Origin of the sequence: Aeromonas sp. L_1B5_3 (genome assembly GCF_963866575.1) — a bacterium.
Lineage (GTDB): Bacteria > Pseudomonadota > Gammaproteobacteria > Enterobacterales > Aeromonadaceae > Aeromonas > Aeromonas jandaei.
This window is the reverse complement of record NZ_CAWMDN010000057.1, coordinates 19,371-30,234: the sequence shown is the minus strand read 5'-3', so window position 1 is coordinate 30,234 and position 10,864 is coordinate 19,371. Positions and strand designations below refer to the sequence as shown.

Annotated in this window: 9 protein-coding genes; 2 read left to right on the top strand and 7 right to left on the bottom strand. The window is 61.3% G+C overall.

Annotation, left to right across the window (positions count from 1 at the left end):
- Positions 1-128 precede the first annotated feature (128 nt).
- The 7 genes from AACR93_RS03960 to AACR93_RS03930 form a co-directional block, all read right to left on the bottom strand.
- Positions 129-917: a sulfite exporter TauE/SafE family protein gene (locus tag AACR93_RS03960; RefSeq protein WP_043850066.1), complete on the bottom strand. Its 789-nt coding sequence runs from the start codon at positions 915-917 to the stop codon at positions 129-131.
- 88 nt (positions 918-1,005) lie between these two features.
- Positions 1,006-2,442, bottom strand: a complete 1,437-nt coding sequence (arcD, locus tag AACR93_RS03955) for an arginine-ornithine antiporter (RefSeq protein WP_033113099.1) — start codon at positions 2,440-2,442, stop codon at positions 1,006-1,008.
- A 366-nt stretch (positions 2,443-2,808) separates the two neighbouring features.
- Positions 2,809-3,570, bottom strand: a complete 762-nt coding sequence (locus AACR93_RS03950) for an SDR family oxidoreductase (protein WP_043850065.1) — start codon at positions 3,568-3,570, stop codon at positions 2,809-2,811.
- A gap of 66 nt (positions 3,571-3,636) precedes the next feature.
- The gene (gene mmsB / locus AACR93_RS03945; RefSeq protein ID WP_043850064.1) at positions 3,637-4,557 is read right to left on the bottom strand and encodes a 3-hydroxyisobutyrate dehydrogenase; all 921 of its coding nucleotides are present in this window, start codon (positions 4,555-4,557) and stop codon (positions 3,637-3,639) included.
- 50 nt (positions 4,558-4,607) lie between these two features.
- Positions 4,608-5,726 carry an enoyl-CoA hydratase/isomerase family protein gene (locus AACR93_RS03940; RefSeq protein WP_043850063.1) on the bottom strand — a complete coding sequence of 373 codons (1,119 nt, stop codon included), beginning with the start codon at positions 5,724-5,726 and terminating at the stop codon, positions 4,608-4,610.
- Positions 5,719-6,516 (bottom strand): enoyl-CoA hydratase, encoded by a 798-nt coding sequence (locus AACR93_RS03935; RefSeq protein ID WP_043850062.1) that lies wholly within the window; start codon positions 6,514-6,516, stop codon positions 5,719-5,721. Before AACR93_RS03935 ends, AACR93_RS03940 begins: the two co-directional genes overlap by 8 nt.
- A gap of 104 nt (positions 6,517-6,620) precedes the next feature.
- Positions 6,621-7,778, bottom strand: coding sequence for an acyl-CoA dehydrogenase family protein (locus AACR93_RS03930; RefSeq protein ID WP_043850061.1), 1,158 nt, complete (start codon positions 7,776-7,778; stop codon positions 6,621-6,623).
- Positions 7,779-8,083: 305 nt separating this feature from the next.
- Here AACR93_RS03930 and AACR93_RS03925 point away from each other — a divergent pair, with 305 nt between their 5' ends.
- Entirely contained in the window at positions 8,084-9,226 is a 1,143-nt protein-coding gene (locus AACR93_RS03925; protein ID WP_043850060.1) for an isovaleryl-CoA dehydrogenase, read from the top strand.
- Entirely contained in the window at positions 9,223-10,857 is a 1,635-nt protein-coding gene (locus AACR93_RS03920; RefSeq protein ID WP_043850059.1) for a carboxyl transferase domain-containing protein, read from the top strand. The genes AACR93_RS03925 and AACR93_RS03920 overlap by 4 nt, the downstream gene beginning before the upstream one ends.
- Positions 10,858-10,864 lie beyond the last annotated feature (7 nt).

The following is a 10,864-nucleotide window of genomic DNA, read 5'->3' as shown; positions in this document are numbered from 1 at the left end:
GGGTTATCAATGCGAGAGGACCAATAGGACCACCGGCGAGGAGAATAGGCAAACTGGGCGTTCAATGCAACGGCTTTCTGCCCTCCAACAGATCGTTTGCCTTATTTTTCAACAAACTGGCCAATGGTTCAGCTAAACAGCATGAATTTCGCCCCCACCAGCAGCATCAGCAGGGCAAACGCCTGCTTGAGTCGCTGCGGAGAGAGTCTGTGTGCCAGTTTGGCCCCCACCCGGGCAAACTGGGTACTGGTGAGCACAATACCAATCAGGGCTGGCAGATAGATGTAGCCCACACTCCACTCGGGCAGGTCCACATGCCCCCATCCGGCATAGAGATAGCTCAGGCTACCCGCCAGCGCGATCGGCATGCTGCAGGCGGCTGAAGCCGCTACCGCGTTGCGCATCGGCACGCTATTCCAGCTCAGATAAGGCACGGTGAGCGAGCCACCGCCGATGCCAAACAGTGCCGACATCCAGCCGATCACGGTACCTGCGATGCCGGTACCGAACGCTCCCGGCAGATGGCGCTCCGCTTTGGGCTTGAGGTTGAGCCCCATCTGTAGCGCCATGGTCCAGGCAAAGCAGCCAATGATGATGTTGAGGGTGCTGGCACTGAGCAGATTGGCGGTCATGCCGCCGAGCCAGGCGCCAAGCAGCATGCCGGCACCGAGCCTGCGGATCATCACCCAGTCGACCGCACCGGCCTCCTGATGGGCCTGCAGCGAACTGAAACCGGTGAAGATCATGGTCGGCAGCGAAGTGCCAAGTGCCAGATGGGTAATGATATCGGGATCGACCCCCTGCGCATGAAAGCTCACCACCAGCACCGGCACTATGATAAGGCCGCCGCCGATCCCGAACAGTCCGGCCAGGATGCCGGCGAAAGCCCCCAGCAGCAGATAACCCATAAACAGCATAAAAATTCCTTCCGAGGCGACGCCGACCACCTGTGACGCAGACGGCGTGTAAAAGAAGAGATGGCCCTTGGGCCATCTCTTGTCTCTGTCAGTTCAGGGGGATGGTGCCGTCCATCACCTTGTAGAAGGCCAGCACGGCACAACCGAGCAAGGCCGCCGTCATCCCCTGCTCCAGCCGGTTGAGGCCACGCAGACCGTGGTGCTGGCGCGCCTTCCAGTAGATGAAGATACCCGGGCTGTAGAGCAGCGCCACCAGCAGCAGATACTCGACGCCGGCCGCATAAACCAGCCAGCAGCCATAGATGGTCGCCATCAGGGCCAGCAGCAGATCACGCTTGCGCTGATGCGGTTGGCCCTGATAGGTCTCCCCTTTTAGCGCCAGCTTGAGGCCATACGCACCGGAGAAGACATAGGGCACCAGCGCCGCCGAGGTAGCGATGTTGACCAACGCCAGATAGGTACTGTTCTGGAAGTAGATGATGATAAGGAAAGTCTGCACCAGACAGGTGGAGCACCAGAGCGATACCTGCGGTGAGCCGTTCTTGTTCTCCTTGGCAAACCAGGCCGGGAAGACCCCGGTTTTGCCCGCAATGTAGGGCACTTCAGCCGCCAGCACGGTCCAGCTCAGCAGGGCCCCCATCACGGAGATAACCAGACCGATGTTGATAAGCCAGGCGCCCCAGGGGCCGACTACCGCTTCCAGGATCATGGCGGTAGAGGGGTTCTTGAGCTGGGCCAGCTCAGGCTGGGTCATTACCCCCAGCGAGAAGAGGGTCACCATCACGTAGAGCGCCAGCGCACCCAGCAGGGCGAGCACGGTCGCACGACCGACATCCTTGCGATGGCGGGCACGGGCAGAGACCACCACGGCCCCTTCAATACCGATGAAGACCCAGAGGGTGACCTTCATGGTTGACTTGACCTGATCCATCACGGAACCGAGATCGCTGTTGCCATGACCCCAGAAGTCCAGGGTGAAGGTCTTCATATTGAAGGCAAGCAGGATGGCCACGCTGAAAACGATGAGCGGCACCATCTTGGCGATGGTGGTCACGATGTTAACCAGGGCCGCCACCTGCACCCCGCGCAGGACCAGCGAGTGTACCGACCAGATCAGGATGGAGGCCAGCGTGATGGCCACCGGCGTATTGCCGTCACCGAAGATGACGTGATCCGGCGTATCGAAAAAGTAGCTGAGCGCGCTGAATACCACGATGGCGTAAGAGACGTTGGCCAGCAGTTGGCAGAGCCAGTAACCCCAGGCGGCGTTGAAGCCGATGAAGTCACCAAAACCGGCCTTGGCGTAACTGAAGATACCGCCATCGAGATCCGGGCGACGCATGGAGAGGTTTTGATAGACCAGCGCGAGGCAGATCATGCCGACCCCGGTGATGGCCCATCCCAGAGCGACGGCCCCGGCGCTGGCATGTGCAGCAATATTCTGTGGGAGACTGAAGACCCCGGCGCCGACCATGGAGCCGATCACCAGCGAAATGAGGGCGCCAAGCCCTAGTTTCTTGTCCATCTCAATCCTGTTTAATTAGGCGGCGGCAGAGCGTCCGTATTCATACTGCGCGCGATATGGGAGGGGCTGAAAATCCGGACCCCGTGAAAAAGGCGGCAACTATATTGCATGACTATTCCGACCGCAATCCCTCGCATCGTCAAACATGCACCACCTTGACCGCGCGCAATTTTACAGCACTGACCTCAAGGGCCTGTGAGCTGGTTCAAATTAACTGAGACCCATTGATATTTCTCATATTTCTGCCGCCATAGAGCGACCCGGATGGTGCCCATGCATCGCCATTCAGTACCTTTGGAACTCAAAAGAGTGCATAAAAAAGCCCTGACCACGAGGCCAGGGCTCAATGTAAATCTTGGTAAAGGTTTACAACCGCAGACCACCATCAAGCTCGATCATCCGGCCATTGAGGTAATCGTTGGCAAAGATGAAGGCAACGGTGTCGGCCAGCTGCTGCGCCTCACCCAGTTTGCCGACCGGAATAGCCTGCTGCATTCGGGTCATCGCCTCCGGCTTCATCGCGGCCGTCATATCGGTGGCGAACACCCCGGGGGCGATCCCCATCACCCGGATACCGTGGCGGGCAAGCTCCCGCCCCCAGGTCACTACCAGCGAAGCCACACCTGCCTTGCTGGCGGCATAGTTGCTCTGGCCGATATTGCCGGCTCGGGCAATGGAGGAGATATTGATGATGACCCCCCCCTCCCCGCCGGTGGCCATCAGTGCGGCCCCCTCGCGCCCGCACAGGAAGGTGCCGGTGAGGTTGACGTCGATGACGCTCTGCCACTGGGCCAGGCTCATCTTCTCTACAACTTCCCCCTCTTTCACCTTGATCAGCATGCCATCGCGCAGAATGCCGGCGCAGTTGATCAACCCGTGCAACCGACCAAAGTGCGCCTTGATCGCGACAAAGGTGGTCTCGACCTCCGGTTCGCTTGCCACGTTGCAGACGAAAATGGCACACCGCCCACCACGGCTTTGCACCTCGGCCTGCGTCACGGCCAGATCGCTGGCATTCAGGTCGATCAACGCCAGCTCGGCCCCCTGAGCGGCAAGATTGAGCGCTATGGCCCGCCCCAGCCCCCGCCCGGCACCAGTAATAGCGATGACTTTCTGCTTGATATCCATTCTCTCTCCTTGTGATGCCAGCGATAGCCTGAACCCATCAAGCCGCAAGATGGTGCCCGACGACTACTACCCCTCTATGCCTTTTTCCAGATAAAGCCGGACGATACTGGAAAAATCCAGCTCTCCCTCTCCGTTCGCCGCATGCAGATTAAACAGGTTGCGCGCAAGTGCCCCCATGGGCACGGCGCTGTGAGCATGCTCGGCCAACGCCATGGCGAGTCCGAGGTCTTTCACCATCAGCCGGGTCATAAAGCCCCCCTGATAGTTACGGGCAGCCGGTACGTTCTCCATCACCCCGGGCCAGGGGTTGTAGCGCTCCAGACTCCAGTTGTTGCCCGAGCTCTTGCCCATGATGGTGGAGAGCACTGCCGGATCCAGCCCCTCCTTCACTCCAAGCGCCAGCGCCTCGGCGGTGCCCGCCATATGGATGGCAAGCAGCATGTTGTTGCACATCTTGGCGATCTGCCCGGCGCCAAGGGGGCCGGCGTGGAACAGATTCCGCCCCATGCAGGCCAGTACGGGCTTGGCCGCATCAAAGTCGGCTTGTTCGCCACCGACAATAAAGGTGAGTGAGCCTGCCGCAGCCCCTGCGACCCCGCCCGACACGGGGGCATCGATAAAGCGCAAGCCGCGTGCACGGGCCGCGCTCCCCACCTGACGGGCAGAGGCCACATCGATGGTGGAGCAGTCGATCACCAGCACACCGGCAGGCAAAGCGGCCAGCAGATCCTGCCCGCCCCGTTCACCATCACTCTCGCTCAACCAGAGGCTGCGCACATGCTCACCGGCAGGCAGCATGCTGATGACGACATCACTGCCGGCCACCGCTTCGCGGGCATCTCCTGCCGCAATGCAGCCTGCTGCAATGGCTCGCTCAACACTGTGGGCAACCAGATCAAATACCTGCACCGTATGCCCAGCCCTGGCCAGATTGGCTGCCATGGGGCCCCCCATGTTGCCCAGCCCGATAAATCCGATCCTTGTCATTCTGCTTGCTCCTTGCGTTCTTGATAGCACCGCAGCTGCCAGAGCAGAGCCTAGCCCTTGCGTGCCAACGGGTTGTACCCATGGGGCCAGCGATAGAATTCGTCCAGCCAATCCCCCCCGGCAGGCTGCTCCTGCCAGTGGGGCTCCCTGTCCTTGTCGATAAGCAGCGCCCGCACCCCTTCCACAAAATCGCCCTTGAGCACGCAGTTGACCGAGAGAGTCAGTTCGTCGGCAAATACCTCGGCAAGGGATTGACGGCGAGCCTGCCAATATTGGCGCCAGAGGATGGCTCGGCTGATGGGGCTACCGCTACGGCAGCTCTCCTGCGCCTGGGCCAATGCTTTCTCTCCCGCCGTTTCGTCAAATCGGGCAGCAAACAGTCTTGCCAACACTCCCGCCAACGTTCGCCCCGCCAGCAGGTCATCGATTCTTGGTTGATGGGGCAGCAGGATGGGCGCAGGCAACTGCGCTGCGGCACCTTTATGAAAGCCCCGCAGCAGCTGATCGATCTGCTCACGGGGCTCACAACCGGCTGACCAGTCGAGTGCCGCCAACCGGTGCAGCAGCTCGGCTCGCTCGCTGCGGGCTATGGCATGATCCGCCAGCCCAAGGCCGATGGCATCACTCCCGTTGAAGCGGGCACCGGTCAGACCAAGCCAGAGCCCGAGTCGCCCCGGCATCCGGCTTAAAAACCAGCTGGCCCCCACATCGGGGTAGAGGCCGATGGTCACCTCCGGCATGGCGAACAGGCTCTTATCAGTTACCACCCGAAAATCGGCGCCGGCAAACAGGCCTATCCCACCGCCCATGCAGATGCCGTCCGCCACGCAGACAAGGGGCTTGCGGTAACAGTGGATGTGGTGATCGAGCCGATACTCCTGCTCGAAAAAGTCGCGGGCATATTCAAACAGTTCCGATCCGCTCACCTCCTGCTTGCGGTAATAAAAGGAGCGAATATCACCACCGGCACAGAACGCCTTCTCGCCTGCCCCCTGCAGCAACACGCAGACGATGGCGGGATCCTGCTCCCAGCGGGTTAGCGTCTGTTGCAGGATCTGGATCATCGGCAGGCTCAATGCGTTCAGAGACGCAGGGCTGTCGAGAGTCAACACCCCGATCTGGTGGCCATCAGCCGTTGGATGGGTTGCGATACTTACTGGCTCACTCATGGGTTGCACCATCCGGCTTTTGGTACTGCCAGTGCGGGGCGCGCTTTTCGAGAAACGCTGCCACCCCTTCCCGCTGGTTGGCATCACTAAACAGTTCGAGGAAGAGGCTTCGCTCGAGCGGCAATGCCGCATCGCGCGGGCCGCTGCGCCCCTGATTGATCAACATTTTGCAGGCGCGCAGGGCACTCGGACTCTGGCGCTCCACCAGATGGGCCATCTGATGGGCGGCCTCCCACGCCTGCCCGGTTTTCACCACCTCCTCCACCAGCCCGATCTCATAGGCAAGGGATGCACTCACCTTCTCGCCACAAAGGATCATCCGCTTGGCCCAGCCCGGCCCAACCAGCTCGGTGAGACGCTGAGTGCCACCGGCACAGGGGAGCAAGCCTACAGATGCTTCCGGTAATCCCAGCAACGCCTGCTGCTCGGCGATGCGGATATCGCACGCCAGTGCTACTTCCAGCCCACCGCCCATGGCATAACCGTTGATGGCCGCAATGGTGACGCCATGAAAACGGGCCAGCGCTTCGAATGCACGACCAAAAGCGTCGGCCACATCGCGAGCCTGTTCGACATTGCCATCGGCAAACAGGTTGAGATCGGCACCGGCGCAGAAGAACTTCTCGCCAGCCCCGCGGATCACCAGCGCCACCACATCGGGGCGGCTGTCGAGCTCCTCCATCATCCGCAGGAAAGCTTGCAGACTGGCAAGCGTCCAGGTATTTGCGGGCGGATGGTCAAGGGTGATGTAGGCCACGTGGCCGTTGTATTCGAGCCTGATCCTTGTCATTGCGTTTGTCCTTGTCAGTAGAGCGATAGCCATGATGACAGAGTTGCATGGAACCAACCTGTGACTGGCTCACAAAGCTGGCGCTATTGAGGTGTCATCCAACACTACATTAGCGCCAACCCCTGCTCGGCCAGCAGCCGACGAGCGATGATGAGTCGCATCACCTCGTTGGTTCCCTCCAGAATGCGATGCACCCGGGTATCGCGCAGGTAGCGCTCGAGCGGATAGTCGCGGGTATAACCATAGCCACCAAAGAGTTGCAGAGCCTCATCACAGACCCGATAACCGACATCGGTGGCAAACCGCTTGGCCATGGCACACCAGGCACTCTTGTCGGGATCCCCGCGATCCAGCTTGTCAGCCGCCTGACGCACCAGCAGACGGGCGGCAGCCAGCTCGGTCGCCATATCGGCCAGGCGAAATTGCACGCTCTGGAATTCGCTGATCGGGTGACCAAATTGCTGGCGCTGCTGCACATAGGCCAGCGCATCGTCCAGTGCCTGCTGGGCAGTGCCCACCGAGCAGGTGGCGATATTGATGCGCCCCCCATCAAGCGCCTGCATGGCGAACTTGAACCCTTCCCCCTCTTCGCCCAACCGATAACAGGCAGGAATGCGAACCCCGTTGAAAACAACCTCCCGGGTCGGCTGGCTATTCCAGCCCATCTTCTCTTCTGCCTTGCCATAGCTCACGCCGGGGGCATTAGCCGGTACCATAAAGGCAGAGATCCCCTTCGCACCTTCACCACCGGTGCGCGCCATCACCACCAGCACATCGCTGCTGCCCGCTCCCGAGATAAAGACCTTGGTGCCCTCAATAAAATAATTGTCACCCTCGCGCACCGCTCGGGTCTTGAGTGCCGCCGCATCGGAACCCGCACCCGGCTCGGTGAGGCAATAGGATCCCAACAGCTCGCCGCTGGCCAGTTTGGGCACCCACTCCTTGGCAACCTCGGTGGGCAGCCAGCTGCCCAGCATCCAGCTCACCATGTTGTGAATGGTCAGATAAGCCGTGGTCGAGGTACAGCCCATGGCGAGGCGCTCGAAGATGAGGCTCGCATCGAGACGAGGCAATCCCAATCCGCCAAACTGCTCCGGGGTATAGAGACCACAAAACCCGAGCTCGGCCGCCTGCTTGATGGTCGGGATCGGAAACTCGTGCTCCTTGTCCCAGCGCGCGGCATGGGGTTTGAGCGCATCGTCAGCAAAGGCGGCGGCCGCCTCCACATACGCCTGTTGATCATCGGTCAGGGTAAAATCCATCTTGTCGTTCACTCCCTTGTTGCCCCGCGCTTATTTTCCCGCATTAGTGCTTTATGACGCGGCGCCCACACACTGATCATTCGGATCTGCCACTATGGCGCTGTTGTCGTGGTAGCTGCTGACGATCTCACTACCACCGCTTTATCGACACACAACAGATTAACAATTGATTTACGTTTACGCTAACGTAAACTTGTGGCAGAAGTGAAGTACAAAAATGGACAGACCACTGCCAACCGTTCAGCTAGGTTAGCAGGTCGAACCAACCTTCCTACCCGACTGTCATATCCGCAAGGAGAGCATGGATGCAGATGGATGAGACCCTGAATGCCCTGACCGAACAGGTTGCGGTTTTCTGCCAGAAAGTGATCGCCCCGCGCGCCAGCGAGATCGATCAGAGCAATGCCTTCCCCCGCGATCTCTGGCCCCGGATGGGTGAGCTGGGGCTGCACGGCATCACGGTGGCGGAGGAGTATGACGGGGTGAACCTCGGCTATCTCGCCCACGTGCTGGTGATGGAACAGGTGAGCCGCGCCAGCGCCTCGGTCGGCCTCTCCTACGGCGCCCACTCTAATCTCTGCATCAACCAGATCCACCGCCATGGCTCGCCGGAGCAGAAAGCGCGCTACCTGCCGCCGCTGGTGAGCGGCGAGCATGTGGGGGCGCTGGCCATGAGCGAGCCGGGCGCAGGCTCCGATGTGGTCAGCATGAGCCTCACCGCAGTGCGCGATGGGGATCACTTCCTGCTCAACGGCAACAAGATGTGGATCACCAACGGTCCGGATGCCGACACCTTCGTCATCTATGCCAAGACCGATGCCGCTGCTGGCCCCAAAGGGATTTCCACCTTTATCGTTGAGGCTGGCACTCCCGGTTTCTCCACCGCCCAAAAACTCGACAAGCTGGGGATGCGCGGCTCCAACACCTGCGAGCTGGTGTTCGATAACTGCCGGGTGCCGCAGGAGAACTTGCTGGGCCCCTTGCACGGCGGGGTCAAGGTGCTGATGAGCGGACTCGATTACGAACGGGTAGTGCTGGCAGCAGGCCCCCTTGGCATCATGCAGGCTTGCATGGATGTGGTGCTGCCCTATGTGCGCGAGCGCAAGCAGTTCGGCCAGGCCATCGGCGAGTTCCAGCTGGTACAGGGCAAGCTCGCCGACATGTATACCCGCCTCGCCAGCAGCCGGGCGCTGGTCTATTCGGTGGCGAGCGCCTGCGATCAGGGCCGCACCAGCCGTAAAGATTGCGCCGCCGCCATCCTGTTTGCCGCCGAAAACGCCACCCAGATGGCGCTCGATGCCATCCAGTTGCTCGGCGGCAACGGCTACATCAACGAATACCCCACCGGCCGCCTGTTGCGGGACGCCAAACTCTACGAGATAGGCGCCGGTACCTCGGAGATCCGCCGCTGGCTCATCGGCCGCGAGCTGATGGGAGAAAATGCATGAGTCGTATCCACTCCCGTCTCGACACGGCGAGCCCGGAATATGCAGCCAATCGGGCCGCCATGCAGGGGCTGGTCGACGATCTCCATGCCCGCATTGCCGAGATCGCCCAAGGAGGCGGCGCGGCCAACAACGCCCGCCATCAGGCCCGTGGCAAGCTGCTGCCCCGCGAGCGCATCAATCAGCTGCTGGACCCGGGCTCCCCGTTTCTCGAACTGTCGGCGCTGGCTGGCTGGCAGGTCTATGACGAGCCGGTGCCCGCCGCCGGCATCATCACCGGCATCGGCCGGGTCTCGGGCAGGCTCTGTATGCTGGTGGTGAACGACGCCACCGTGAAGGGCGGCACCTACTACCCGCTCACGGTGAAAAAGCACCTGCGCGCCCAGGCCATCGCCGAGCGGCTGCGCCTCCCCTGCCTCTATCTGGTGGATTCCGGCGGCGCCTTTCTGCCGATGCAGGATGAGGTGTTCCCCGACCGGGATCACTTTGGTCGCATCTTCTACAACCAGGCCCGCATGTCGGCCCAGAACATCCCCCAGCTGGCGGTGGTGATGGGGCTCTGCACCGCAGGCGGCGCCTACGTGCCCGCCATGGCGGACGAGTCGATCATGGTCAGGGAGCAGGCCACCATCTTTCTGGCCGGCCCGCCGCTGGTCAAGGCCGCCACCGGTGAGGAGATCAGCGCCGAGGCACTGGGCGGCGCCGAGGTGCACTGCGCCCACTCCGGGGTGGCTGATCATATGGCCCGTGACGATGCCCACGCGCTAGCCATCGCCCGAACCCTTCTCACCCATCTGGGCAGTGACCATGTTCCGCTCTCGGGTTTGGCATCGGGCAGCCCAACCAACAATGAGCCAGCCTACCCCACTCCCTGTTACCCGATCGAGGAGCTCTACGGTCTGGTGGGCACCAGCCTCAAACGCCCTTACGATGCGCGGGAGTTGATCGCCCGACTGGTGGATGGCTCTGACTTTGACGAATTCAAGGCGCTGTTCGGCACCACTCTGGTAACCGGCTTTGCCCGTATTTGCGGCATGGAGGTGGGGATCCTCGCCAACAACGGCGTGCTGCACAGCGACAGCGCCCAGAAAGGCGCTCACTTTATCCAGCTCTGTAACCGCCGCTCTATCCCGCTGCTCTTTTTGCAGAACATCACCGGTTTTATGGTGGGGAGTAGCGCGGAAAAAGAGGGGATCGCCAAGCATGGCGCCAAGCTGGTCACCGCGGTGGCCTGCAGCCGGGTGCCCAAGATCACCCTGATCGTCGGCGGCAGCTTTGGTGCCGGCAACTACGGCATGTGCGGCCGTGCCTATGAACCCGATTTTCTCTTTAGCTGGCCCAACAGCCGCATCTCCGTCATGGGGGGTGAGCAAGCGGCCGGGGTACTGGTGCAGGTACGTCGGGACAAGCTGGCTGCCGAGGGCAAGAGCCTGAGCGAGCAGGAAGCAGCCACCATCCGCGCACCGGTGATAGAACAGTATGAGCGGCAAGGTCACCCCTACTACGCCAGCGCCCGCCTGTGGGATGATGGCGTCATCGACCCGGCCCAGAGCCGCACCGTGCTGGCGCTGGCGCTCGCCGCATGTCAGGGTGCCCGCATTGAACCCGAGCAGTACGGCATCTTCCGGATGTAAGGAGCAA